Below are 25,866 nucleotides of genomic sequence, written 5' to 3' on the forward strand. Positions count from 1 at the left end.
GCCATGCTCAAACGCCTGATCCAGTCGCGCGAAGCCTTGCTGACCGGCGCAATTATGCTGTTGCTGGCGCTGATCTTCTCGCGCTTTCCCGGATTTGTGACGCCCGCAAACCTCGCCAATGTGTTCAACGATACGGCGCCGCTGATCCTGCTGGCGATTGGCCAGATGATCGTCATCCTGACCCGGTGCATTGACCTGAGTGTCGCGGCAAACCTGGCGCTGACGGGCATGGTGGTGTCTATGATCAACGTCGCGGCACCCGGCCTGCCCATTGCCCTGATCGTGGTCATCGCGGTAGGTCTGGGCACGCTGCTGGGCATGGTCAACGGTCTTCTGGTCTGGAAGCTGGCCATTCCACCGATTGTCGTGACGCTCGGAACGATGACCATTTTCCGCGGTCTGATTTTTGTCATCTCCGACGGCAAATGGGTCAACAGCCATGAAATGAGCCCCGCCTTCAAAGCGTTTCCGCGGACCGAAATCCTAGGCCTGCCGGTTCTTGGCTGGACTGCGGTCATTGCTGTTATCGTTTTCTCTGTCGTGATGACCCGTACCTCGCTGGGTCGGGCCATCTATGCCGCTGGCGGCAATCCCCGTGCCGCGACATATGCAGGGATCAACGTTGGCAAGACGCAATTCTGGGCCTTTACGATTTCGGGCGCCCTGGCCGGATTGACCGGATATCTCTGGGTCTCCCGCTTTGCCGTCTCATACGTCGATATCGCCGGGGGCTTTGAGCTTGACGTTGTCGCAGCCTGCGTGATCGGCGGTGTGTCGATCATGGGGGGCATGGGCACCGTTGTGGGCGCGCTGCTGGGGGCGTTGTTTCTTGGCATCATCAAGAACGCCCTGCCCGTGGTTGACGTCTCTCCCTTTTGGCAGTTGGCCATTTCCGGCGGCGCCATCATCATCGCGGTTGCACTGAATGCGAAAGCCAATCGCGTCAAAGGCCGTATCATCCTTAAACGCGCGGAGCGGGCCTCATGAACACATCCTCGCGCACCATCCCCGACCGGCTGCGGTCTCCGCTGGAACAGCGCCTCAAGAGCTGGGAGACGCTGCTGCTGCTGGTTGCGATCGGGATCTTTGTCGCCAACAGTCTCGCATCGCCCTACTTCCTGAATGCCTGGAACCTGAGCGATGCGACATTCAACTTCACCGAAAAGGCGATGATCGCCTTCGCGATGGCGTTGCTCATCATCTCGGGCGAAATCGACCTCTCCGTGGCGTCCATCATAGCGCTGGCGTCCACCGCGATGGGGGCGGCGGTTCAAATGGGCGTGGGCACACCGGGCCTCGTCCTGATCGGTCTGGGGGTCGGTCTTTTGTGCGGTGCGTTCAACGGCGTGCTGGTCACCCGTTTCGGGCTGCCGTCCATTGTCGTCACCATCGGGACCATGAGCCTGTTTCGCGGCATCAGCTATATCGTTCTGGGCGATCAGGCCTTCCGGGGCTATCCCGCCAGCTTTTCGTGGTTCGGTCAGGGCTACGTCTGGTGGGTGATCTCGTTTGAGTTTGTGCTCTTTGCGATCATCGCGGTGATCTACGCCGTTCTGTTGCACAAAACCAACTTTGGTCGCGCCGTCTATGCCATCGGCAACAACGCGACGGGGGCTATGTTCTCCGGCATCCGCGTGCAACGGGTAAAGTTCACGCTGTTCCTGCTGACCGGCCTGATGTCCGGTATCGCCGCGATTTGCCTGACGGCGCGGCTCGGCTCAACCCGGCCGTCCATCGCGACGGGGTGGGAGCTTGAGATCGTGACTATGGTCGTCCTTGGAGGTGTCAGCATTCTGGGTGGCTCAGGCACGATCGTCGGCGTCGTCATCGCGGCCTTCGTCATGGGGCTGGTGACCTTCGGGCTGGGTCTCTTAAACGTACCCGGCATCGTGATGTCCATCGTGATCGGAGCGCTGTTGATCGGTGTCATCGCCCTGCCGCGCCTGTGGTCCATGTGGCGCGCCAGGTGATGGAGAAATATGCCTTCAAGATGCACCTGAACCCCGGGTGCCGCACGGAATACATCAAGCGCCATGATGAGATCTGGCCAGAGCTCTTGGCACTTCTGACAAAGGCGGGTGTTTCCGACTATTCAATTCATCTGGATGCGGAGACCGACACGCTTTTTGGTGTGCTGTGGCGGGTGGAGGGCCATGTGATGGACGACCTGCCCAACCACCCCGTGATGCGCAGGTGGTGGTCGCATATGGCCGACATCATGCAGACAGGTCCTGACAACGAACCCGTGGCCACGCCGCTTGAATGTGTGTTTCATATGCCATGACATGCCATGTCGCCGTCATAGACATCGGCAAAACCAACGCAAAACTCGCGCTGGTCGATAGAGACACCCTGACCGAGATCGCCGTCAAGACGCGCCCCAATAGGGTTCTCGCGGCCCCGCCCTGGCCGCATGTAGATGTGGAGGGCCACTGGGCGTTCTTGCTGGAGGGTTTGCGCGCGTTTCATGCGGCTTACGGCATTGACGCCATCTCAGTGACAACCCACGGCGCTTGCATCGCATTGCTTGACAGGACCGGTAACCTTGCCGCGCCGATACTGGACTATGAGCACACCGGGCCGGACGAACTGGCCGAGGACTACGATGCCATCCGCCCGCCGTTTTCGGAAACAGGATCACCACGGCTCGCCGCTGGCCTGAACATCGGGGCGCAGCTGTTCTGGCAGTTTCAGGTCGATCCCGGTCTGAAGGACAGGACGCACCGGATTGTCACCTATCCCCAGTATTGGGGCGCGCGGTTGTCCGGCGTTGCCGCGATGGATGTCACCTCTCTGGGCTGTCACAGCGATCTGTGGAACCCTCATCGGGGTGAGTTTTCCTCGCTGGTTGGATCTCTAGGCATTGCCGATAAGCTGCCCGCCGTTCGGAGACCCTCGGATGTTCTGGGGATGATCCTGCCGGAGATCGCGGAGCGGGCAAGCCTGCCGACTAGTACCCCCGTTCATTGCGGCATCCACGATTCCAACGCATCGCTACTTCCCTATATCCTTGCGAAAACGCCGCCCTTTAGCGTGATCTCCACCGGCACCTGGGCGATTGCGATGTCCATTGGCGGCAGCCCCGTTGAGCTTGACCCTGATCTTGATACCCTGATTAACGTGACTGCCCTCGATCAGCCCGCACCATCGGCGCGTTTTATGGGGGGGCGGGAACATGATCTTGCAACAGGCGGCTCCTATCCGGACCCAACGGCGCAGGATCTGGATTTCATCCTGACACATGAGATTATGCTCATGCCTGCCGTCGCCGCGGAAACCGGACCTTTCAAGGGATGCCAGTCGGCGTGGTTGGGTCCCGAGCCAGACGTGGGAACCGGCAAGCGTGGCGCCGCGGTCGCACTTTATCTTGCGCTCGTGACATCAGAGTGCCTGCTCAACATTTGCCACAAAGGATCACTCATCGTCGAAGGCCCGTTCGCGGGTAACCGCCTCTTTCTTGAGATGCTGAGTGTTGCAACGGGATCGGACGTGCATCTTTCATCGGGGATGACCGGGACCAGTGCAGGGGCGGCGTTGCTCGTGCCGGGAACGACCGATGCCCTGTCAATGCGTGATAGCCTTGTCCCCGTCTCCGCAGACCTTTCGACCTCTTTTCAACACTACGCCCATCGCTGGCGGCAACATGCGCGGCGGCGATCTATACAACGGGGCGTGTGACAGCCGGACATCCGGCGGCGTGTTCTCTGCCGTTTTTCCGGCTTTCCTGCCCGCACTACCTTCGCATATTGAGTTTGCGGTGGCCGGGCTTGCGGTGCTGATCCCGATCCAGGGCGGCGACGCGTTGTTCCTTTCAGACGTCCCGGGCCAAATCGCCGACCGTTGAACAGTCTCAGCACCTTTTGCCGGCAAGGGAGTGATGGTCTTATCGGCCTTTGGAGCCAAGTGCGATGTCAAAGCCCGACAAAAAACCTATCAACCATGCAATCATTCGTCGCTCGGCTCGGTAGCGCAAGGTTGCCACTTTGAAGACGGCATCAGGGATGATCTGGGCATTCTGTGTCGAGCCGCTGCAGCTGGGCGTATGTCCGCTGTAGCAGCATCCAATCCAGCGGCATGAACAGCTTGGACGCAAGGTCCATCGTCTTTTGGGTCACGTGCTCGACTGTCCGTTTACTCTGCGCGAGTTTGCCTTGGTTATCCGCAAGTGACCCCAGTTTAAGCTCAACCGTAAAGCACATAGCGAACTCCGCAAGCATCGCCATATGCGCGGCTTGCTCGGCAGGGCTGGTTCGGTCGGCTGCTCTGCTTTCGCTTTTATGCAGGGCCTTCTCCACCCGCAGGCGGCTGGCATCAAGCTTCGCGGGATCGGCTGATCGTCGCTCTTCCAACTCGCGTTCCGCTCCAAAAAAATGGGCGCGATAGCGATCGCTGACCGCGCGGGGCAATCCGGTCACGCGGCTTGCCCGCCGGTGTAGCGCGGCAGCATTCGCAAGGATCTCGACGGCGGCTGCAGAGGTCGAGACTTGCGCTTCGACACGCAGGCCAAACGCCCGCGCCTCCAGCGCTTCAGCCAGCGCAAGCGGCACATCTTCGCGCCCGGCAAAGCTTGCAGCAGCGAGGTCTAGCGCAAAGCGGGCAGCCGTGATGGCCTCGGCCTGTCCGGTCAATGGGCCGTCATCAAAAGATTCGCCATCCCGCGACGCAGGATGGTATGGGCCCGGCCCGGCGCCCCGTTCACCGGTGCGAGATCTTCCAGAGTGCCAAAAAGGTCTTCGGCCTCAGCGTAGCACGTGAGCGCCCGGTCAAGCTGCGCGAAATGAGGAGTAAGGCGCCGAGATCAGCGCGCGCAGATGCGTATCTCCCTCCGCCAGCAAGCCCTTGCGCACGCCGCATTGCCTCTGAGCGTCCAGCCTCCAGTTTTTCAACGGCTGGGTATTCGTCCGGCACCTTACCCATCGTCGGGATCAGGGTATCAAGGTCAGTCAGGCAACGCTGCGCCTCGATCCAGCGGAGAATCCGCGCCGTGCGCGTGCCGCTGACGAGATGGTCGCGAATGCCCTCGCGCGCTCTGGAAACCAGTAGCTGATCCGCAATCTGCGCTAGGGTCAGACGATGGGCACTGTGTTCGATCTGTGCCGCTGCGGCGACATGGGCAAGGATGCGGCCCGTGATCGGCGACCGGATCCTCTCAAGCTGTTCGAATTGAGACACGAGGATATTGCGTTCGGCGCTTTTGCTTCGTTCGGCCAGCATGGCAATCTCCCGAGAGACGCTCATCTTGCGGACCTGGAGAAGGGCTGAGGCGCCATGTTTTGCCGAGGTTTCAAAACAGGATTGCGCCTGCCGGAGTGTTTCCAGGGCCGGGACCTCGTCTTGCATGCGCGACTTAACGCGCAAGGCCATGCCACGCGCGTCCCAGCACCGCGCCACCCCTTCGGCATCCTCCAACGCCTCCAGCAATTCGGTCGCCTTTCGCAACTCGTATTCAGCGGTGCGGAGTGCATCTTTGGCACCCTTGGGCTTGGCATATGCGTGCAGAAGCAGGGTTTCGGCCAAGGCGCGCCGCGCCTCCGCCTCACCGGCCGGGTCCGGGATCGTCAGGTAGGTATCGACGGCCTGTCTGAAGGCATCCAAGGCGGTTGTCAGATGATTCGCTGCCTGTGGCCACTCCTCACGGGCGCGAGCAAGCGCCGAGAGACCCTGGTCAAGGTAGGTTCCGGCCGAGATTGCAGGATTGTCGTGATGCTCTGTGGCGCCGCGCGCGGCAAAGGTATCGCGCGCATGTGGCAGGGTTGCCGCCAACATATCCATTCCAGTTAAATCCTGGCCCGATAAATCAGCCCGACGAAAATTCGCATCGCGCCAGAAGGTGGCCGGATCGTATCCGACCATGCGCGCCAGTTCGCGCAAATCCGATGTCTTGGCGAGCATGACGCGGACGACCTTTTCCTGCCAGCCGGCACTACCAATCCTCAGAGAAGATGACCTCCGCAATGACGAGATCTGCGTGTTTTTCGCCGAGGTCGGCAAGCTGCAGAAAACCCGCCGAGAGCAGTTCTTCCTTGATGGCCTGTTCGACCTGTCCTGTCACCGTATCGGTGAATTCCTGCCACGTCGTGAAGAAGCGATGGGCCTGTGCCCCGAGGGAGAGATCGGCGCCGGGCGCGATGGTTTCGGAGAGCGAAAACCCTGCCTTGCCGTGGGCCTCAGCAGAGATCTGACGGGTGACCAACCGGGTTTCCGCTTCTCGGGCTGGTGTGCGTTCGACCGACGCGCAGATCACACGAAGGGGTTCGCTTTCAGGTGCGATCAATACGATTTCGGCCCGTTTGAGCGAGAGGCAGAAGCGCACTGCATCGTCCTACTCGGCCCCGAAGCGGCCTTCGCGAAAGACCACGCCGGCATGCACAGTTGCCGTTTCCTCGGTGTCAAAGGCCGCAACCAGTCATCCAATGAGACCACCTGTCGTACCGCTCTGCTTGAGTTAGACATGCGCAGCATCCACAAAGAAATCCGGCCAGAACCCAGATGAAAAAACCTCGAATACAACGTTGTAAAATGCCAATGACACCGATACGTATCGGAAAGCCCGGCTTGGCGCAAAAAAGCAGTGCAGGGGGTTAATGTTACCTTCCACTCACACAACAGGTCGACCGCTTGCGGGTTGGCACGCGATGCTTGAGCCAACACCGACCGGTCTGTCTGACAAAGGTGAAGGCCTTGCAATTACGGTCAAACGCGCAGCGTAGTCGGCAGGCGGCAGGATCACGGTTTTGGATCAGGACGCTTCTCAGATCACTTCCCGCCCGATCCCAACCATATTCCAGCCCCTGTACGCCTGAGATCCCGCCAGTGAACGCTGACTGCACTGGAATATCGTCTTTCAGCCAACACCGCGCATTCGCAGGGTCCTGAAGACCAGGCGCAACATACGTCCAACTGCGACACCCATCCGTTTCATTGCAACGATCACGGCAGATCTCAGGATCAGGATCACTCAGATCGAAATTGGCAATGTCCGATCCATCCCTCGAAACGTCTTTCTCAAACGTCTTGCGTGTCGCTTCGTAAAAAGCGTTCAGCAGCACAGCACCCAATTGCACAGCACCCATCTCATTGCTGTTGACTGCTGCGACGCCTACATGCCCAAAAGGCAAGCGGATCGTCAACGTATTCGCCCGACCACCCCCTACCGCCGAAGGTGGCGTGCGTCCTCCATGCGCCCGGTAGCGATTGATGCTGGTGTTTTTTGTCAGCCAAGGATGGCCGATGCTCCTCCAATAGATCATTCGCGGCGTTTCACTTGACGGGAATAGCCGCCGGGTACTGCGTTTCAGAATCGTATTGCCAAACTCAATTGTCCGCAAAATATGCGCCATGTCCCGCACGGAATAGCTCCACGAGCCCTGTGATCGACAGAAGCCCGAAGCATCGCTCAATCCGCCTTGGCTAGAGTTGCGATTTGTATATTGCTTCGCCACGCGACCATGATCCAATGCCCCGGCAACACAGGTAGCCCCATCGAAACGCACGGGAAACCGTGGCAGAAATTCCTCATTCATATATCGCGTATACAAATTGCCATATTCTTGCGCGGCAAAACCATTGTAGTCGCTCCTACCCAGGTCCGAGGCCGCCGTTTCGAGCGCGTTTGTTTCGTCCGGGTAAGCTAGGTTGGGGATCGCATATAGCAGTAGCGTGTAATTGTTGTTGTTGTAGTCCTGCGTGTCGTTGGTCAGTTCATTCATCTGGACGGGCTGCGAAAGTGCCCAGCCGATCTTTGTTCCTTCATTGTGCCTCACGGTGCTTCCGGGTTCATCCGCAAGGCCCGATGTATGGTCCAGCAAGTCTTCCAGCGTTACCCGGTCAAAGTTTGTGGTCCTGTTTCCGCCAAAATAGAAATCCTTCCATTTGTCGGGCATGAAAAACGGAAATGGTGTCTGCAATTCTTGCGCCACCGGTGCGCTCCGACTTTCCAGCAAATCCAGGAGCGCCACGCCAGAGAGAACCTTTTGGTTCGAGCCAAAGTTGATGACGACATTTGTCGCCATCGCCAAGTCGCCATCGCCAGGCGCCTGTGCCCAACCCCCGGAAGCATCCGCCACAATCCCGTCTGCATCCGCGATTGCAAAGGCATAGCCCATGACCTGCCCGGCAATCTGTCTGTCGATGGATCGCTCAAAGACATCCCGATCAACAGAGCGCCAATTCTGTGAAAGGGCGAGGTTTGGCAGCAGAACAAACAATAATAAAAGAGCAAGGCGCACATAATAAATAAGTCTCATATCAACCATCCAAATCAGTAAAAAATACAAAGGCATTGGTCTTATAGTTGGAAACTACGATACCGCATCCGGCGCTCAAAATCCACGGCACCGGCGAAAACCCGCCGTTTGTTTGCGGAAAATGGCTTGTTTAGAAACTGCGATAGAAGATCTGTCTTGATATTTACCCGGCGCTTAAGCGGAAGGACGGGAGCCGCTGGCATATGGTTATTCTTACTTTCGCCCAGCGTCCAATTTGATGCTGTCTTTCACTGTCTGGTCAAGATGTTGAGCCAAGATATTGCATCCGCAGCCCGCAATGCTGTCCGTGCATCGGGCACGTGATCTGCTTGTGCGTCAGAGAACACAGCCCATCCACGGTCTGCGTGGCTCGGTCGCTGAGTCTAGCATCTCCATTGCACGTGGCTTAGCCCGGTTGCTTTTGCTGAAGATACAACGTTCGGGCAAGATCGCGACCTACCTGACATTGCCAGTAAGGTGATCCGCAATCTGTCCGGGCAACCCGTAGCTCTACATAAGCGTATCCGCTGACACGAGGAACGGTTGAATTAGGTCGCTGAAGAAGACCAACGAGTGCGTCTGCTAAGCACAATCCCAGGTGTCGGTGCCGTGACAGCCTCGGCAATCATTCTGCAGGGCGACCAATGGGCGGTGATCGTGATCTGGCGGCCGCGGCAATGATCGTACAGCTGGCGGCTACCGGGCGATGTTCCGCACGGGCTAAGCGGCCAACGGCTACACCGCCTAGCTGATGATCCAGCAAGTGATACAGACCCTATTGAGACGAGAGAGATCAGCCACACTCATCATCGCATCGCGCCACACCGGCGAGAAAACCTCGAAAACCCGATACTGCCTGTCCGCATGTTCAAGGTTCGGTGCAGTCTTCTCCGAAACATCTGTTAGGTTGGCGGATAGTCTCTAGTTATAGAAGTAATCCACGAGGAAGAGCGGAATTGATGGGATGTAGGTGCACATCAGCAGCACGGTGAGCAGCACCGCGATGAAGTAGATGTTGACCTTGGTCACGTCCCAGATGTTCGCCCTTGCAACGGCGCAGGCTGTGATCAGAACGCTAGCCACCGGAGGGGTTTGCTGCCCGATGGCAAGGTTCAGGGTCACCACGAGCCCAAAGTGGATAGGGTTGATCCCCACTGCGTCGATCAATGGAATGACAATCGGCACAACCAGAATGATCGCTGCCGCTGAATGCAGGAAAAACCCGATGACGAGGAAGAAGAAGTTCAGGATCAGCAGGATCAGCCATTTGTTTTCGGTGATGCTGAGGATGCCGGCAGCCAACTCCTGCGGGTACTGTGCGCGGGTCAGAAAACCGCCCATGACCACGGAAGCCGCTACAAGCAGCATGACAACGGCGGTCTGCATGCCACCATCCAGCATGGAGCGCTGCAAATGCCGCAGATCGACCTGCCGGTACCAGAGGCTGATGGCGATGGCTGCGAGGACGGCCAGCCCGGCGGCCTCCGTCGCGGTCACATAGCCGCCGAAGATCCCGCCGAGGATGATCACGGGCAGGGCGAAGGTCGGCAGGGCATCGACGAAGGTTTCCCACAGCTTGCGGCCCGAAAAGGCGTCTTCGCGGGGTAGGTCATAGCGCCGTGCGAAGTAGTAAGCCACACCCATGAGGCCTGCCGCGCCCATCAGGCCAGGCACGATGCCTGCCACGAACAACTGCTCCACCGACACGTTGGCCGAGGTGGCATAGAGGATCATGGGGATGGAGGGCGGAATGATGATGGCCAGCGAGGCCGACGAGGACGTCACCGCCGCCGACAGGGCCGCGGAATAGCCGCGTTTTTTCATCTGCGGGATCATCACGGACCCCATCGCGGCCACATCCGCGACGGCCGAGCCAGATATTTCCGCGAAAAACAGTGACACGCCGATGTTCACATGCGCCAGCCCGCCCCGGATGAAGCCGATCAGGGCGGCCACGAAGTTGATCAATCGGTCGGTAATGCCGCCTGCGTTCATGATCGCGCCCGCCAGAACAAACATCGGGATGGCAATCAGCGAAAACTTGGTCGCACCGCCGTACATGTCCAGGGCGACATTCACCAAAGAGCTGGTGCCCTCCAGAACCAGAAGACCGACGATGGCAGAGACCGCCAGCGCCACACCGATTGGTATATTCAGACAGATCATCGCGACCATGGCGATGAAGATCCCCAGCATCAGCATCAGGCGTTCCCCGCTTTCTTCATCTCGGTTTCGACCTCGTCTTCGATCTCCGCATGCTCGAGCGACACACCCGCTGCCGTTTTCCGCCAGTACTCCGGCAGGCTCAGCATCTGGCAGATCAGGAAGAGCACCGCGCCGATGGGAATGACAGATTGTGTGAAGCTGATCGGCACCCATGTCAGGGAGACAAGGGACATGCCACCCAGAATGGTCATGACGGTGTATCCCGCCCAGGCCAGCAGGATGAAAAACCCGGCTGTGATCGCCTCGGCCAGGGCGACTGCCCACATCCGGGCTGGCATGCGGATCGACAAGAGCACCGAGTCAAACCCGATGTGCCGCCGCCGCAGCGCGGCCAGCGCGGACCCGTAGTACGTGATCCACGCCAGCAGGATCGCCGCCACCTCATCGTACCAGGCGAGGCTTGATCCAACCAAGCGATAGATGACGGCGACGACCACTACCGCGGTCAGGATCACCATCAGGAAGATCACCAGGTATTCGAGGACGACCTCAAAGAATGTGCGGAGCCATTGGATCATAACAAGCCTCTGCCGGTCGCAGTGCGCCGGTGCTGTCTGAGGAAGGTGTCGGGACCGGCAGGGCAGGGGGCACTCAGGCCCTCTGCCCAGGTCAGATCACGACCCCGATGCGAGGGTCTGAATGCGCTCGATCAACTCCGCCCCACCGTCGATGGACGTGGCGAATTCGTCATAGATCGAGGCAGAGGCATCGATAAAGGCCTGATTGTCGGCTTCATTGACCTCTACACCTGCCTCCCGGATCACGTCGAGCAGGTCTGTCTCCAGCTTGGCGGCGTGCTCATAGACGAAATCCTGCGTTTCGGCACCGCAGGCTTCGAGATCGGCGCGCACATCTTCCGGCCACTTCTGCCACTGACTTTCAGCGACCAGGACATACCCCGGCGTATAGACATGGCCGGTGATCGACAGATATTTCTGCACCTCCTGGAATTTCGCGGAGGCGATCTGCGCATAAGGGTTTTCCTGCCCGTCAATCACGTTGGTCTGCAGCGCCGTGAAAACTTCGGAGAACGCCATGGGTGTCGGGTTCGCGCCGTATTTCTGGAACATCTTCACCCGCCATTCGCCGTTGGGTGTGCGCAGCTTTATGCCTTGAAGGTCATCCGGCGTGTTGATCGGGCGGGTGTTGTTGGTGATATGGCGGAAGCCGTTCTCGAAGTAACCGATGATCCGGTAGCCTTCGCCTAGGGCCGCCTCCTGGAAAACATCACCCAGTTCCGCCTGAATGCGGCGCATGTGGTCGCGGTCTTGCACGATGTAAGGCATCTCGAAGACACCGAACTCCGGCGCGACCGACGACATGACGGAAGATGGCAGCGAGAAATGGACCTGCCCCAGCTTCAGTTTTTGAAGCAGTTCACGGTCCTTGCCCAGTTGGCTCGCGCCAAAGGTCTGCACCTCTGCGCGATCGCCCAGCTTCCCATTTGCACATTCTGCAAAGGCGTTGGCTGAGGCTTCGAACAGCGATCCCGGATTGCCGACATGGCCGAAGCGCAGCGTCAGATCCGCCGCGGTTGCTGCCAGCGGCATCGCGACTGCCGCCACACTTGCCAGTATGGTTGCTTTCAGTGTCATTGATTTTCCTCCCGTTTGTGCCCCCGTTGTGAGGCGTTATTCAGCGGCTACCCGCTCATCCGTTGTGTGTTTGAGATACTCCATTGCTGCCTGCGCGCCGCCAGATTGATGCGGAACGCCCGCCCGGGCCAAGCCCATTTCCACGCCCGACAGTGTTGCCATCAGCATCAAATCGTTGAAATCGCCCAGGTGTCCGATGCGGAACACCTTGTCTGCGACCTTGGACAGACCGTTACCCAGCGAGATGTCGTAGTGTTTGAGCGTCGTGGCGCGGAACCCGTCCGCCGAATGCCCCTCTGGCATCAGAACCGCTGTCAGAACGCCCGACTCCTGCCCTTGGCGTGCACAGAGCACCTCCAGCCCCCAGGCTCGAACGGCTGCCCGCGTGGCCGCACCATGACGGGCGTGGCGGGCAAAGACATTATCAAGACCTTCCTCATGCAGCATGTCGATGGCTTCATTCAGCCCGTACAGCAGGTTGGTTCCCGGCGTATACGGAAAGTAACCCGTCTTGTTTGGGCCAACCATGTCGTGCCAATCCCAGTAGCTGCGCGCCATGGTAACGGATTTCGCGTGTTCTAAAGCCTTATCGCTGACCGCGTTGAAGCTCAGACCGGGTGGCAGCATCAGACCCTTTTGCGACCCGGACACGCAGACATCTACGCCCCAATCGTCGACTTGGAAGTCAATAGACGCCAGGCCTGAGATCGAATCGACCATGAGCAGGGCAGGGTGCCCGGCGGCATCGATCGCCTTGCGCACATCCGCAATAGGCGACACCGAACCGGTCGAGGTTTCGTTGTGCACGACGCAAACGGCCCTGATCTCATGGTTGGTGTCTTCTCGCAGACGCGCCTCGATGCGATCCGGCTCAGCCCCGCCGCGCCAGTCACCCTCAAGAAACTCGGGCTCAACCCCGATCTTGCGCGCCATCTTGTTCCACAGCGTCGCAAAATGCCCCGTTTCGAACATCAGCACCTTGTCGCCCGGCGATACGGTGTTCACCAGGGCCGCTTCCCACGCTCCCGTGCCCGAGGAGGGGAAGATGAAGACATGCTGCTCCGTCTTGAAGATCGCCTTCATACCGTTCAACGCTTTCAGGCCGACCTCGGCAAAATCGGGCCCGCGATGATCGATGGTCTGCTGCCCGATTGCCTTGAGAATGCGGTCTGGAACGGCGCTCGGCCCCGGAATTTGCAAGAAATGTCTGCCAGCCTGACGCATCGAATCTATATCTCCCAGGGACGCCGTTTCGTGGGCGCGATTAGTAGTTGTCAAAACGTAATTATGAATTCATAATTCAGTCAACCAAAAAATTGCGGCCCAGGAAGCGAGGGCTGTCAAGGGAGGAAGCCAAAGGCCTCATGCGTGAGAATACACGTCTTTCCGGTCGTTTAAGCGCTGCAGTCAAAGGCGACGTCATGAGCGATGCGGCATCGCGCGGGCGCTACGCAACCGATGCGTCGATCTATCAAATGGTTCCCGAAGCGGTGGTGCTGCCGCAGTCCGAAGAGGATATTCAGGCGGCCATGCACGTGGCCCGCGAAGAAGAGGTGCCGGTCTTGCCACGCGGGGGCGGCACGTCGCAATGCGGACAGACGGTGAACCGCGCAGTGGTGCTGGACAACTCGCGACACCTCAACAAGATAATCGACATCGACACCGAAAATCTGACGGCCAAGGTCCAGCCGGGTCTGGTGCTGGACGAGTTGAACCGCGCCTTGAAACCGTATGGTCTGTGGTTCCCAGTCGATCCCTCCACCGCGTCCCGCTGCACCTTGGGAGGCATGGCCGCGAACAACTCGTCGGGTGGTAAATCCCTGCGTTTCGGCATCATGCGCGACAACGTCCGCGCGATCTCGGCTATTCTGCCGGACGGGACAAAGGCACGCTTCAACGGCTCTGATCCGCAGCCCGGCCCCTACGCCGACCTCGTCAATGACATGCGCGCCTTGGGCCAGCGCGAGGCGGATGAGATCGCCGCAAAATTTCCGAAGGTCCAGCGTCGCGTTGGCGGTTACAATATCGACGCGCTCACCGGCAACGACGTCAATATGGCGCATCTGCTGGTTGGCTCCGAAGGTACACTGGCCTATTTCACCGAACTTGAGCTCAGCCTTGCGCATTTGCCGGGCGAGAAGGTGACGGGGGTCTGTCACTTTCCAACCTTCTACGCGGCGATGGACGCGGCCCAGCACCTAGTCAAACTCGCCCCCCAGGGCGTTGAGTTGATCGACGACACCATGATCTCGCTGGGCCGCGACATCCCGCTGTTCCGCAAGACCATCGAAGCCTTCGTCGAAGGCGACCCCGCCGCGCTTTTGCTGGTCGAATTTGCCGAAGGGAGTGCGGAGGCGAACGCTGCAAAGCTGGCCGAGCTGTCGCAATTGATGGGCGATCTGGGGTTCACCTTACAGGGCGCAGGCAACAGATGGGGCGGCGTCGTGCCGGTCACGGACGACACGCTGCAAGGTGCGATTACGGAATACCGTAAGGCTGGCCTCAACGTGATGATGTCGATGAAGGAGGCGGGCAAACCGATCTCCTTTGTCGAAGACTGCGCTGTCGCGCTGCCCGATCTGGCCGACTACACCCAAGGTGTGACCGATATCTTCGTACGGCATGGCACCAAAGGCACATGGTATGCGCATGCCTCGGTCGGGTGCCTGCACGTGCGGCCCGTTCTGAACATGAGGCAGGACAAAGACATCAAAACCATGCGCGCAATGGCCGAGGAAATCTTCGACCTGGTTAAACATTACAAAGGGTCGCATTCCGGCGAACATGGGGACGGGATCGTACGGTCCGAGTTCCACGAAAAGATGTTTGGTCAGCGTATCGTGTCGGCCTTTGAAGAGGTCAAAGCGCGGTTTGACCCCGATGGCTTGATGAATCCAGGCAAGATTGTGCACGCCCCCGCCATGGATGACCGCCGCGTGTTCCGCTACGGGCCGGATTACGAAGTGCCGAATTTCAAAACCGAACTCGACTGGTCCGCATGGCCGGGTGCGGCAGGCGGTTTTCAAGGCGCGGTCGAGATGTGCAACAACAACGGCGCGTGTCGCAAGCTCAAGGGCGGTGTCATGTGCCCGTCATTCCGCGCCACCCGCAAAGAACGCGACGCGACGCGGGGCAGGGCGAACACGCTGCGCTTTGCCATCAGCGGCCAGATGCCGGGCGGTCTGACGTCTGATGCGATGGCCGACACGATGAAGTACTGCGTCTCCTGCAAAGGCTGTCGACGCGAATGCCCCACGGGCGTCGACATGGCGAAGATGAAGATCGAAGTACTGGCCGCGCGCCGCCGCGAAAACGGCATGTCATTTGCCGACAGGCTGGTTGGCTACCTGCCGCGCTATGCCCCCAAGGCCGCGAAGGTCGCTTGGTTGATGAACCTGCGCAACAAGATCGGCCCTGTACGCAAACTGACGGAAAAGTTGACCGGCGTATCGCACCGCCGGGACCTGCCGATCTGGTCCTCAAACCCATTCCGCGATGACGAGGCGCAGGATGCTGATCCGGAACTGCTGCTCTTCGCGGATGTCTTCAACCGCTACTTCGAGCCGGAAAATCTCCGCGCTGCTGTGCGTGTTCTGCGCAAAGCCGGGCTGCGCGTTGCCGTTGCACGGGATGGAAGCGGCAGGTCGCTGGAGTGTGGGCGCACCTTCTTGGCGGTCGGTTGCGTTGACGAGGCGCGCGCAGAGGCGCAACGCGCCATAACCGCAACGAAAGACGCTGTGGCCAGCGGCATTCCTGTCGTTGGCCTGGAACCCTCGTCCATCCTCACCTTCCGCGATGAATTCCTCGCGCTTTGTCCCGGACCGGACGCTGAGGCGCTTGCATCAGCGACCCATACGTTCGAAGAGTTCCTTGCCAAGCGGCCAAGCCTGCCGCTCAAAACACTGGGAAAACCGATCTATGTCCACGGCCATTGCCACCAAAAGGCACAGGACGCGGTGACGCCCATGCTCGATCTGCTGAAATGCATTCCCGGGGTTGAGGTCAACATGATTGAAACATCGTGCTGCGGAATGGCAGGCGCGTTCGGCTACGCGCCCGACACCATTGACGTCTCACTCAGGATGGCCAAGCTCGACCTTTTTCCAGCGCTGGAGGCAGCCCCGAAAGATGCGCTCGTCGTTGCCGATGGCACTTCCTGCCGACACCAGATCGCAGATGGCACACCCCGCCGCGCACTGCATGTTGCGCGCTTGCTGGATCAGGCGCTCGCCGGATAGGATGTTGACATGAACCTGACGCAAACCATCAAACGCCCGACCCTGCATGAAGAACTGGTCGAACGATTGCGCAACCTTGTGGTCGAAGATGGGTTGAAACCGGGTGAAAAGGTTCCCGAAAAAGAGCTGTGCGAGAGCTTTGGCGTCTCTCGCACCCCCCTGCGCGAAGCATTGAAGGTTCTGGCGTCCGAAGGGTTTGTCGTGCTTCAGGCCAATCGCGGTGCGCGGGTGGCAGAGGTGACCCGACAGGAGCTGGAAAATACGTTCCCCGTGATCGCCGTGCTCGAACAACTGGCCGGAGAGCTTGCCTGCCAAAATCTCGATGCCGATGAGTTGGCTTGGATTGAGAAGCGCCACAGCGCAATGCTCAGAGCCTACCAAGCGCGAGATCGGACATCTTACTTTCAGGCCAATCAGGATGTTCATCAGGCTCTGATCCGCGGCGCCAAGAACGACATCCTCGAAGGCCATCACAAGCTCCTGGCGGCACGGGTGCGCCGGGTGCGATTCATGGCGAACTTGTCGGACGAACGCTGGGCGCAAGCCATCGACGAACACGAGAACATGATGAACCGCCTGCGCGCCCGCGATTCCGGTGGTCTCGGCCAGCTCATGAAGCTTCACATGATGAACAAGTTCGCCGCGCATATTCAGGCACTGGACGCGCAATCCGGCGACACCGCCGCGACCTGACACTCATCGGAGCCGCCCGCGCAAAGTCGTGTCGCGGTCATTGTCGGTACGCCAAAAGGGCGCTTCGTTCTTAACAACCGGCCTTGCTTCGGAGGATCTTGAGATATGACCAGCGAACTCACCTCGCAGCTACGGGACCAGACGCTCTGGGTCACGTTCAACCGCCCCGAAGCACGCAATGCTTTGACCTTTTCAATGTACGAATCGTTGGCCGAGATATGCAGTACGGTGCCGACCGACGGATCCGTGCGCACAATGGTGATCTCGGGTGCAGGCGGCAAAGCCTTTGCCGCAGGTACAGACATGACTCAGTTCCGGGCGTTCGAGGTCGAGCAAGACGCTCTCGACTACGAAGATGAAATCACCGGTGTTCTGACCGCCGTTGACCAATGTCCCGTGCCGACGGTCGCCGCCATCCATGGCGCGTGCACCGGTGGCGGTGCCTCCATCGCGGCAGCCTGTGACATTCGCATCACCAGCGCACAGCTCAAGTTCGGCTTCCCTATCTCGCGCACCCTTGGCAACTGCCTGAACGCCGGAAACCTGGCCCGTCTAAGTGAATTGATGGGGGCAGGACGGGTGCGTGAGATGATCTTCACCGCGCGTCTCATGGGCGCGGAGGAAGCGCTGTCAGCAGGCCTGGTCTCCGAAATCCTGCCCGACGAAGACGCCCTTATGGCACGCGCCAGCGACCTCGCCACTCATCTGGTTGGCATGGCCCCGTTGACCTTGCGCGCCACCAAGGAGGCCATGCGTCGCAACCGCAACGCACTGGCTGTCGAGGACAGCGATCTCATCACAATGTGCTACATGAGCAAGGACTTTAAACACGGGCTCGAAGCGTTCCTTGCGAAGCAAAAGCCGGAATGGAGCGGCACATGAGCAACGTCGGACCCCTCACAGGAATGAAAGTGATAGAGCTGGCGCATATCATGGCCGGCCCGGCCTGCGGATTGATGCTGGCCGATATGGGCGCCGACGTGATCAAGGTTGAAAAGCCCGATGGCGACGACAGCCGCCGCTTTCTACCCCCCGATATCAACGGTGAAAGCGCCGCTTACATGATGATGAACCGCAACAAGCGCGGCATCGCCTTGAATCTCAAAGACCCCGACGCGATCGCTGCACTTCGCACCCTTCTGGATAGCGCCGACGTCGTCATTGAAAACTACCGCCACGACACGATGGCCAAGCTGGGTCTCGACTACGAAACCCTCCGGAGCACCAACCCAAAGCTCGTCTACTGCGCCATATCCGGCTTCGGCCGCACCGGACCTTATGCCGAACGCGGCGGGTTCGATCTGATCGCGCAAGGCATGTCTGGGCTGATGTCCATCACGGGCGAAGGTCCGGGGCGACCACCTGTCAAACCCGGCGCGCCGATTGCGGATATTACCGCTGGCTTTCTGGCTGCTTTGGGCTGTGTATCGGCCTATACCCACGCGCAGAAGACTGGCGAGGGGCAGATGGTCGATACATCGCTTTTCGAAGCCGGGATTTCCCTGACCTACTGGCAGTCGGCCATCGCTTTTGCCACCGGTCAGGCACCGGGCGCGCTCGGCTCGGCCCATCCCCTGAATGCGCCTTACCAGTCGTTCCGCACCCGTGATGGCTGGATCAACATCGGTGCTGCCAACCAACGAAACTGGCATCGGTTGCTTGACGTCATTGACGCACCCGAATTGGGGACTGACCCGCGCTTTGTCACCAACCGCGACCGGATCCAGAACCTGGCCGCGCTTGTCCCGTTGCTGGAAGGCTATATGAAACTCCGCGATACCAATGACTGGATCGCCCGCATGGAAGCGGCGGGCCTGCCAGCCGGTCCGGTGATGGATGTCTGCGAAATGCACCGCGACCCGCAGGCCATTGCGCGGGACATGATTGTTGAAACCGACCACCCGACGGCCGGGCCGGTCAAGGCCATCGGTCTGCCGATTAAGTTCAGTGAAACCCCTGGCGGCGTTGCTCGTCCGGCTCCCAACCTTGGTCAACACGGGCCCGAGGTCTTGTCAGAACATGGTTATTCGCAAGAACAGATCGATGCCTTGAAAAGGCAAAGCGCCTTGATCGTCGCGTGAGGGGGAAACGCGCCACGTAACGGTGCGCTGATCGGGTTTCGCCCGTGGTTAGCCGCCGCAAACAGTATCATTCGCGTTGTTCATGTGGATTGGATCGGCATCATCCACGACTGCTGCTCGTGTAAACGCGACCTTAGGTACGCAGTCTGGAGACCACCTCATACAACGCCCTTTCCCATGTGGACGTTGCCGATGTCATCAAAACACCCTTTCGCGCGGAAAGGCGATATGGGTGGACCGTTTCGGTATAGACGACCTTAGAAAGATAGCGCGCCGGTGTGAGTTGCCTCAGCCTAAAACACTTGTATACAGGGTGGGGTGCGATCTCAGCGCGATGCTTCATGCCCCTGTGTCGCGAAGCGGGTGGCTGAAATCCAACGGGGATCTGGTAGGTCCTGTGGCAACGGAAAAGGAATGACAGTGTGAAGCAAATGCTTTGCCACATCCGCAGAGCGCTACCCGAGATCGGGCAAGCCGAGCCTTTTCCAGCTGCCGCGGCTCGGTCCTGTGGGTCGGTCGCAGCGGATCCTTCATGCTGAAGGTCAATGACACGCCGGAAACGGTCTCCGATCTGATCGGTTGTGTTTTGATCTGGGGACGATTGCTGCGCGTATTCACCGACCCGGCGCAGGCAGAGCAGGCTGCGCGGGACGGGATTGACCTGGCGGAGCGCGCGCGGTTCAGGGCATTCGCGCACGCGACGAACCTGCGAGGGCGATTTAAACGTCTGCGGTTCAAGCACCTTTCCAAGCAGCCGTTGCCGATCGTCGCAAAAGATGTCGCCGGCGGATGGTTCATTCTTGTTGCCCAGAATGACACCGGGCTGGTGATCCAGAGACCACACGCGGCTGAGCCGGAACTCCTCAGCCCCGAAGCGCTGGCACCTTTGTGGTCGGGTCACGTGCTCTTGCTTGCGCCCAAGAAGCGCCTGATCGGCTACTCGGAGCAATTCAGTCTGCTATGGTTCTGGCGAGAGCTGAAGCAGTATAAGCTGCTGGGCGCTGAATTGCTGGCTGCCTCGGCTGCGCTGCAATTGCTGGCGCTGGTGACGCCGCTGCTGTTTCAGGCGATCTTCGACAAGGTGCTGGTACATCAGAGTTTCTCGACGCTTGATGTGCTGGTCATTGTGATTGTCGTTGTGGCAATTTTTGAGGCACTGTTGAAGGGCGCCCGCGACTACCTCGCGCTCCATACTGCCACGCGGGTGGATGCGCGGCTTGGAGCGCGGTTGTTTGGCCATCTGGTACATCTTCCGCTGTCATATTTTCAGTCACGACCCGTCGGTGTAACCGTCTCGCGCGTGATGGAGTTGGACCAGATCCGCGCCTTCCTGACCGGGGCTGCCAATACGCTGTTAATCGATCTGACCTTCTCCATGCTGTTTTTCGCGGTCATGTGGGCCTATTCTCCGCAACTGACGCTGTTCGTGATGGCATCGATCCCGCTCTACATTCTGATTGCCGTGGTCATCGCGCGGCCCTTCCTTCGGAGGGTTGAACAATTGCACCGCGATGCCGCGCTCAATACGTCCTTTCTGACCGAAATCCTGACCGGAACGGAGACGGTGAAATCCATCGCGGTGGAGCCCAAGTTGCAGCGACGCTGGGAGATGCAGACCCGTGATCTGACCCGGTCCAACCATGCGGTGCAGGAATTGACCCACCTGTCGAGCAATCTGGTTTCCTTCGTGCAGAAAGGTGTCACGGTGGTCGTGCTGTGGGTCGGGGTCGGGCTGGTGCTGGATCTTGAGCTGACCATCGGCGAGCTCATTGCCTTCAACATGATGGCGTCGCATGTCAGCCAGCCGTTGGTGCGGTTGACGGAGTTGTGGCGCGAGTTTCTGCAGGCACGGCTGGGGATCGAGCGGATCGCCGATGTGCTCAACACCCTGCCAGAGGTGAGCGAGCACAAAGCCGCACCCGCCCGGAAAGGCGGCGACATCGAGCTGCGGGGTGTCGATTTCAGCTATCAGGTGGAGGGTCCTCTGGCGCTGAAGAACCTGTCATTGCACATCCCGGAAGGCGAGATGATCGCCTTTGTCGGCGCGTCCGGATCGGGTAAGAGCACGGTCACCAAACTCATCCAGAAGCTCTATGTGCCCCACAAAGGCCAAGTGCGGTTTGGCGGGCGCGATTTGGCAGAACTGGACCCGACGGCGCTGCGCCAGCAGATCTCGGTGGTGCCACAGGAAAGCTTTCTCTTTGCTCGCTCGGTCCGCGACAATATCGCCGTGGGTCACCCCGCGGCCACGTTCGAGCAAGTCCAGCGTGCGGCAACGCTGGCCGGTGCGCATGAATTCATCGTGGCACTTTCTGACGGTTACGACACCGAGGTTGCCGAAGGCGGGGTGTCGCTGTCCGGCGGTCAGCGACAACGCATTTCGATCGCCCGGGCGCTGATGAGCGATCCGGCTGTGCTGATCCTGGATGAGGCGACCTCGGCCCTGGACGAACACTCCCAGGCCGCAATCCAGGCGAACATGGCGGAGATACGACAGGGCCGCACCGTGATCGTGGTGGCGCACCGGCTCTCCACCGTTCGCGACTGTGACAGGATCGCGGTCATGGATCAGGGTGAGGTGGTGGAACTGGGATCGCACGACGCTCTGCTCGCTGACCCCGAGGGGCGTTACCGGCGCCTGTGGGATCTTCAGGTACGCGCGCTCTGGGGCGCCACGCCCGACAAGGAGATTGAGAATGGCTAGCGAACCTCTCGGGCAGGTAGGTGTCGCGGCTGCGAAACCGCCGCCAGCTGACCCCTTTCAACCGGGCCGCAAGACCCGGTTGGAGCTTGATTTCCTGCCCGAGTATCTGGAGATCACAGAGCGCCCGCCAGCCTTTGGTGCACGGTTTCTGATCGCGGCGATCCTGACGCTCTGTGCGGCAGCGGTGGTCTGGATCTTCCTTGGCCAGATCGACATCATCGCTTCGTCGCAGGGGCGGCTGATCGTCGACGGGCGCACAAAGGTGGTGCAGGCCGGTGAGGCCGGCGAGATCCGGGCGATCCATGTCCGGGATGGCCAAAAAGTGCGCCGCGGCGATCCGCTGGTCGATCTGGTATCCACATCGGCGGAGGCCGAGGTCGCGCGGCTGGAGACGCTGATCGCCACGGCTGATCTGGAGGTCGCGCGGCTGAGGGCGATGCTGGCAGGCCAGACGCTGGAGACGTTCATCCCGCCGGATGGTGTGCGGCAGGTGGACTTTCAGCGCGCGCAGGACAGGTTTCGCGCCGATATGGTGGAACGCCGGGTGAACCGGCAGACCCGGATCGAGGCGATTGCCCAGACCGACCGGAGGATCACCGCTGCCCGCGCCGTGCTCGACCGCACGACGGCGCTCGCCGACAATGTGGAGGTCCGCCTGCAAAGCAGTGCGCAATTGCTGCAGGGTGGAAACCTGTCACGCCTGCGCTTTATCGAGCTGGAGAAAGAAAAGATCGACCAGCTGCGCCAGATCGCGGATGTGGAAGCGACCATCGTCGGGCTCGAAGCCGACAAGGCGCGGTTGCGTGGCGAGTTGGAACAGACCGATGCCAGTTGGGAGAAGTCTCTTCTCGACAAGATCGCGGAGCAGACACAGGCCGCGGAGGACACGTTGCAACGGCTGATCCCCGCCCGCGAAACACTGCGCCGTCTTGAGGTGATCGCACCGAGTGCTGGCATCATACAGGAAGTGGCGGTCAACACGTTGGGTGCCGTTGTCTCACCGGGGCAGGAATTGATGAAAATCGTGCCCGAAGACACGCAAATCGAGGCCGAGATTATGGTGCTGAATCGTGACGTCGGATTTGTCAGTGCCGGGCAAAGCGTTCAGGTCAAGATCGACAGCTTCCCCTACACGCGCTACGGCACCATCGACGGCAAGGTCACGACCATCTCGCGCGACAGTGTCGCCGACGAGCAGTTGGGTTTGGTCTTTCCCGCCCGTGTCGCGCTGGCTGCGCAGCAGATCGTCTATCAGGACCAGACAATCCCGCTGAACGCCGGGATGAGTATCGTCGGTGAGATCCGCACCGGCGAAAGGCGCATCATCGACTACATCCTGAGCCCGCTGAGACAGTATCAATCCGAGGCGCTGCGCGAGCGATGAGGCAGGGGCTGGGCGAGACGCTGGAGGAGAGCGGTTGGATCGAGAACGCGGGTGCCGCGGTCTCGCACGCGGACGATAGCGGGTTGACCGCGCTGGTCCGTGCGGCGGCAGCGCTCGATATCGCGCTGGACGCGGGGCAGCTTTGGCATCTCAACGGCGTATCGGACCGCTTCTTTTCGGTGGGCGAGTTGCTGCGGTCGGCGCGGCAAAACGGGATCAAGGCGCGGACCGGGCGTATCACGGCGATAGGGTACGCGCGCGCCTCCTTTCCGCTGCTTGTCTTCGATGACGTACAGCAACGCTGGTTCACGGTGCTCGGCGCGGAGGCCGGCCGCTACCGGATTGCAGGACTGGATGGCCCGGATGAGGCGCTCGGCGCCGCTGAAATGCTGTCGCGTTTCGGCAACAGGGTGATCCGCCTGTCACGTGCCAGGGCGGCTGACGGGCCCAGCCAGTTTGGCGGGTACGGTTGGTTTATCGCCAAAGTGCTCAAACAGTCAGGCCAGTTTCAAAGGGTTATTCTCGCCTCCGTTCTGGTGAATCTCGTCGCCATCGTGACGCCCATGATCTTTCAGGTGGTGATTGATCAGGTATTGGTCAGCCGTGGCGCCAACAGTCTCACGACGCTGGCCATTGCGCTGGCCGCGCTGGCGCTCTTTGATCCCGTGATCAACTACAGCCGTGGTGCGACGCTATCCTATGCATCAGGTGCGGTCAGCGCCGAGCTTTCTTCCGGGTTGATGTCGCATCTGTTGCGGTTGCCGCTCAGCTATTTTCAGGACAGAAAGGCAGGCGACACCATCGCCAGAATCCGCGAAATGGAGCAGATCCGATCCTTCATGACCGGCTCTGCGGTGCTGTTCATCGTCGATTTTCTGTTCATCTTCGTCTACATTGGTGTGCTTTTGGCCTACAGCCCGCGGCTTACCCTGATTGTGCTGGGCGTTCTGGTGATCTTTGCAACGATCTGGCTGGTCGTCGCGCCCATTTTGCGGCGACGGGTTACCGACGACTACGAGCGTCAGGCCGACAATACGGCCTATATCACCGAGAGTGTCAGCGGTGTCGCCACGATAAAATCACTGGCACTGACTGAGCGTTTTTCGAAAGGGTGGGAGCGGGTGCTGGGCCGGTCCATCACGGCGGGCATGCGCGCCAATGTGCTCGGGCTTTGTGCGGGGCTCAGCCTGCAGGTTGTGCAGAAGATCTCCGTTGGGCTGATCCTGTGGTTCGGGGTCGATCTGGCGATGAGCGGCACGATCTCCGTCGGTCAGCTTGTCGCGTTCAACATGATCGCCTCGCAGGCGACTATGCCCATCCTGCGCCTGTCACAGGTCTGGCAGGACTTCCAGAACACACAGGTGGCGGTACGACGCTTGGCCGACATCGCACAGGCGCCGACCGAGCGGGTGTCGCACCAAGGGCGTGCGTCCTTTCCGAGGATCGAAGGTCATGTTGAGTTTCGGTCCGTCAGTTTCCGCTACAAGCCTGACGCGCCGCAGGCGCTGCGACGCCTGAAATTGACAATTGCACCCGGCGAGGTCGTCGGCATCACCGGCCCCTCTGGCTCGGGCAAAAGCACGATAACCAAAATGATCCAAGGATTTTACGCCGCCGAGACGGGGCAGGTCCTGGTCGATGGTGTTGATCTTGCGATGGCGGATGTGGTCTCGTTGCGTCGCCAGATTGGCGTTGTCCCGCAGGAGAGTTTTCTGTTCAACGGATCGCTGCGCGACAACATCTCCTTGGGAAACGCGGCGGCCTCGGAGCGAGAGATTGCGCGGGTCATTGAACTGTCCGGCGTTGATCTTTTTCTGGACGGGTTGTCCCACGGGCTCGATACTCAGGTAGGCGAGAGAGGCGGGTTGCTGTCAGGGGGGCAACGTCAGCGCGTGGCACTGGCGCGCGCATTGCTGGGCGACCCGCGCATCCTGATCCTGGATGAGGCAACCTCGGCCGTGGATTACGAAACGGAAGCCGCCATCGCCGCGCGGATGCCGGAGATCTTTGCGGGTCGTACTGTCCTGATGATTGCGCACCGACTTTCCTCGATGCCTCTAACCGATCGTGTCGCGGTGTTGCGCCATGGTTCCGTCGTCGAGCTGGACGCACACGCAACGCTGATTGCGCAGCAAGACGGCCTGTACCGTTCCATGTGGACAGCGCAGACCAGCATGTGATGCGCCAGCTACTCCGGTGTGTGCGCCGGAACGCGTTCAAGACCGATGACGTAAGCTTCCTGCTCTGCCGTTTCCACTGCTTCGGCGCTGTGCTGGCGGCGGATGAAGGCAATCGCTTCGGCACCGGTCAGACCGTAGGTGGTGGCCAGACGCGCGGCGATCATGCCGGTCCGGCCCAGCCCTGCCTTGCAGTGGATCGCGACACAGCTACCCGTCTTGCAGACGGCCCGCGCCGCCACCATGGCGTCGGCGACCAAGGGCTCCGTCACCGCATCCGGTACGGACATATCGCGGATCGGTAGCAAAACCCATGAGATGCCGAACTGGCCAAAGCTTCCGCTATACGCTGGCACGCCGAGTGGCAGTTCCTGAGCACAGATGCAGGACAGAACAAGCCCGACGTTGTGATCGCGCAGCCGCTCTGCATCCGCCTGCAGCAGCGCCTTCGTGCTCACCCGTTGACCTGCTTGCTGCCGCACCCCTGGGCAAGACATCAACCGCAGATCAAGGTCCGTGTCC

General features: G+C 60.0%; 20 protein-coding genes and 1 pseudogene. 11 read left to right on the forward strand and 10 right to left on the reverse strand.

All coding sequences use genetic code 11. The annotated features are described in order from the left end of the window. Positions 1 to 3: 3 nt before the first annotated feature. From Q1A53_RS13975 to Q1A53_RS13990, 4 genes are read left to right on the forward strand one after another with little or no spacing between them, the layout of a single operon-like run. Positions 4 to 987, forward strand: coding sequence for an ABC transporter permease (locus tag Q1A53_RS13975; protein WP_299967842.1), 984 nt, complete (start codon positions 4 to 6; stop codon positions 985 to 987). Next, positions 984 to 1,970, forward strand: a complete 987-nt coding sequence (locus Q1A53_RS13980) for an ABC transporter permease (protein ID WP_299967844.1) — start codon at positions 984 to 986, stop codon at positions 1,968 to 1,970. The genes Q1A53_RS13975 and Q1A53_RS13980 overlap by 4 nt, the downstream gene beginning before the upstream one ends. Further along, a complete protein-coding gene (rhaM, locus tag Q1A53_RS13985) occupies positions 1,970 to 2,284 on the forward strand; it encodes an L-rhamnose mutarotase (protein WP_299967846.1) in 315 nt (104 codons plus the stop codon). Before Q1A53_RS13980 ends, rhaM begins: the two co-directional genes overlap by 1 nt. Then, positions 2,281 to 3,678, forward strand: a complete 1,398-nt coding sequence (locus Q1A53_RS13990) for an FGGY-family carbohydrate kinase (protein WP_299967850.1) — start codon at positions 2,281 to 2,283, stop codon at positions 3,676 to 3,678. The genes rhaM and Q1A53_RS13990 overlap by 4 nt, the downstream gene beginning before the upstream one ends. Positions 3,679 to 3,995: 317 nt before the next feature. Here the strand turns inward: Q1A53_RS13990 and Q1A53_RS13995 are convergent, their stop codons facing one another. The 8 genes from Q1A53_RS13995 to Q1A53_RS14030 all read right to left on the reverse strand — a co-directional run bounded on the left by Q1A53_RS13995 (position 3,996) and on the right by Q1A53_RS14030 (position 13,291). Next, positions 3,996 to 4,628, reverse strand: a complete 633-nt coding sequence (locus Q1A53_RS13995) for a hypothetical protein (RefSeq protein ID WP_299967853.1) — start codon at positions 4,626 to 4,628, stop codon at positions 3,996 to 3,998. A gap of 67 nt (positions 4,629 to 4,695) precedes the next feature. Next, positions 4,696 to 5,892 carry a hypothetical protein gene (locus tag Q1A53_RS14000; RefSeq protein ID WP_299967855.1) on the reverse strand — a complete coding sequence of 399 codons (1,197 nt, stop codon included), beginning with the start codon at positions 5,890 to 5,892 and terminating at the stop codon, positions 4,696 to 4,698. Between the two features lie 31 nt (positions 5,893 to 5,923). Beyond that, the gene (locus Q1A53_RS14005; RefSeq protein WP_299967857.1) at positions 5,924 to 6,313 is read right to left on the reverse strand and encodes a hypothetical protein; all 390 of its coding nucleotides are present in this window, start codon (positions 6,311 to 6,313) and stop codon (positions 5,924 to 5,926) included. A gap of 274 nt (positions 6,314 to 6,587) precedes the next feature. Beyond that, positions 6,588 to 8,255, reverse strand: coding sequence for a PAN domain-containing protein (locus Q1A53_RS14010; RefSeq protein ID WP_299967859.1), 1,668 nt, complete (start codon positions 8,253 to 8,255; stop codon positions 6,588 to 6,590). 912 nt (positions 8,256 to 9,167) lie between these two features. After that, positions 9,168 to 10,448, reverse strand: coding sequence for a TRAP transporter large permease (locus Q1A53_RS14015; RefSeq protein WP_299967861.1), 1,281 nt, complete (start codon positions 10,446 to 10,448; stop codon positions 9,168 to 9,170). After that, positions 10,448 to 10,990, reverse strand: a complete 543-nt coding sequence (locus tag Q1A53_RS14020; RefSeq protein WP_299967863.1) for a TRAP transporter small permease subunit — start codon at positions 10,988 to 10,990, stop codon at positions 10,448 to 10,450. The genes Q1A53_RS14015 and Q1A53_RS14020 overlap by 1 nt, the downstream gene beginning before the upstream one ends. Before the next feature lie 96 nt (positions 10,991 to 11,086). Next, complete coding sequence (locus Q1A53_RS14025; protein ID WP_299967865.1) at positions 11,087 to 12,067, reverse strand: TRAP transporter substrate-binding protein; 981 nt, start codon at positions 12,065 to 12,067, stop codon at positions 11,087 to 11,089. 36 nt (positions 12,068 to 12,103) lie between these two features. Further along, positions 12,104 to 13,291, reverse strand: a complete 1,188-nt coding sequence (locus tag Q1A53_RS14030) for an aminotransferase class V-fold PLP-dependent enzyme (protein WP_299967867.1) — start codon at positions 13,289 to 13,291, stop codon at positions 12,104 to 12,106. A gap of 197 nt (positions 13,292 to 13,488) precedes the next feature. Between Q1A53_RS14030 and Q1A53_RS14035 the strand changes: the two genes are divergently transcribed. From Q1A53_RS14035 to Q1A53_RS14050, 4 genes are all read left to right on the forward strand, one after another. Beyond that, positions 13,489 to 16,305, forward strand: coding sequence for an FAD-binding oxidoreductase (locus Q1A53_RS14035; protein WP_299967869.1), 2,817 nt, complete (start codon positions 13,489 to 13,491; stop codon positions 16,303 to 16,305). A 9-nt stretch (positions 16,306 to 16,314) separates the two neighbouring features. Then, entirely contained in the window at positions 16,315 to 16,998 is a 684-nt protein-coding gene (locus Q1A53_RS14040) for a GntR family transcriptional regulator (protein ID WP_299967871.1), read from the forward strand. Between the two features lie 105 nt (positions 16,999 to 17,103). After that, positions 17,104 to 17,880 (forward strand): enoyl-CoA hydratase/isomerase family protein, encoded by a 777-nt coding sequence (locus Q1A53_RS14045; protein WP_299967873.1) that lies wholly within the window; start codon positions 17,104 to 17,106, stop codon positions 17,878 to 17,880. Beyond that, the gene (locus tag Q1A53_RS14050) at positions 17,877 to 19,079 is read left to right on the forward strand and encodes a CoA transferase (RefSeq protein ID WP_299967876.1); all 1,203 of its coding nucleotides are present in this window, start codon (positions 17,877 to 17,879) and stop codon (positions 19,077 to 19,079) included. The genes Q1A53_RS14045 and Q1A53_RS14050 overlap by 4 nt, the downstream gene beginning before the upstream one ends. Before the next feature lie 48 nt (positions 19,080 to 19,127). Here the strand turns inward: Q1A53_RS14050 and Q1A53_RS14055 are convergent. Beyond that, a pseudogene (locus tag Q1A53_RS14055) lies at positions 19,128 to 19,327 on the reverse strand (hypothetical protein); the annotation flags it as partial. Positions 19,328 to 19,611: 284 nt separating this feature from the next. Here Q1A53_RS14055 and Q1A53_RS14060 point away from each other — a divergent pair. The 3 genes from Q1A53_RS14060 to Q1A53_RS14070 are packed head-to-tail and all read left to right on the forward strand — an operon-like array spanning position 19,612 to position 25,347. Next, complete coding sequence (locus Q1A53_RS14060) at positions 19,612 to 21,783, forward strand: type I secretion system permease/ATPase (protein ID WP_299967879.1); 2,172 nt, start codon at positions 19,612 to 19,614, stop codon at positions 21,781 to 21,783. After that, positions 21,776 to 23,167, forward strand: a complete 1,392-nt coding sequence (locus Q1A53_RS14065; RefSeq protein WP_299967881.1) for an HlyD family type I secretion periplasmic adaptor subunit — start codon at positions 21,776 to 21,778, stop codon at positions 23,165 to 23,167. The genes Q1A53_RS14060 and Q1A53_RS14065 overlap by 8 nt, the downstream gene beginning before the upstream one ends. Continuing rightward, entirely contained in the window at positions 23,164 to 25,347 is a 2,184-nt protein-coding gene (locus tag Q1A53_RS14070) for a type I secretion system permease/ATPase (RefSeq protein WP_299967883.1), read from the forward strand. The genes Q1A53_RS14065 and Q1A53_RS14070 overlap by 4 nt, the downstream gene beginning before the upstream one ends. A gap of 8 nt (positions 25,348 to 25,355) precedes the next feature. On the opposite strand, the gene Q1A53_RS14075 is transcribed toward Q1A53_RS14070, so the two are convergent. Continuing rightward, positions 25,356 to 25,802, reverse strand: a complete 447-nt coding sequence (locus Q1A53_RS14075) for a hypothetical protein (protein WP_299967885.1) — start codon at positions 25,800 to 25,802, stop codon at positions 25,356 to 25,358. Between the last annotated feature and the right edge of the window lie 64 nt (positions 25,803 to 25,866).

It is taken from the genome of uncultured Roseobacter sp. (assembly GCF_947496515.1).
Classification (GTDB): Bacteria; Pseudomonadota; Alphaproteobacteria; order Rhodobacterales; family Rhodobacteraceae; genus Roseobacter.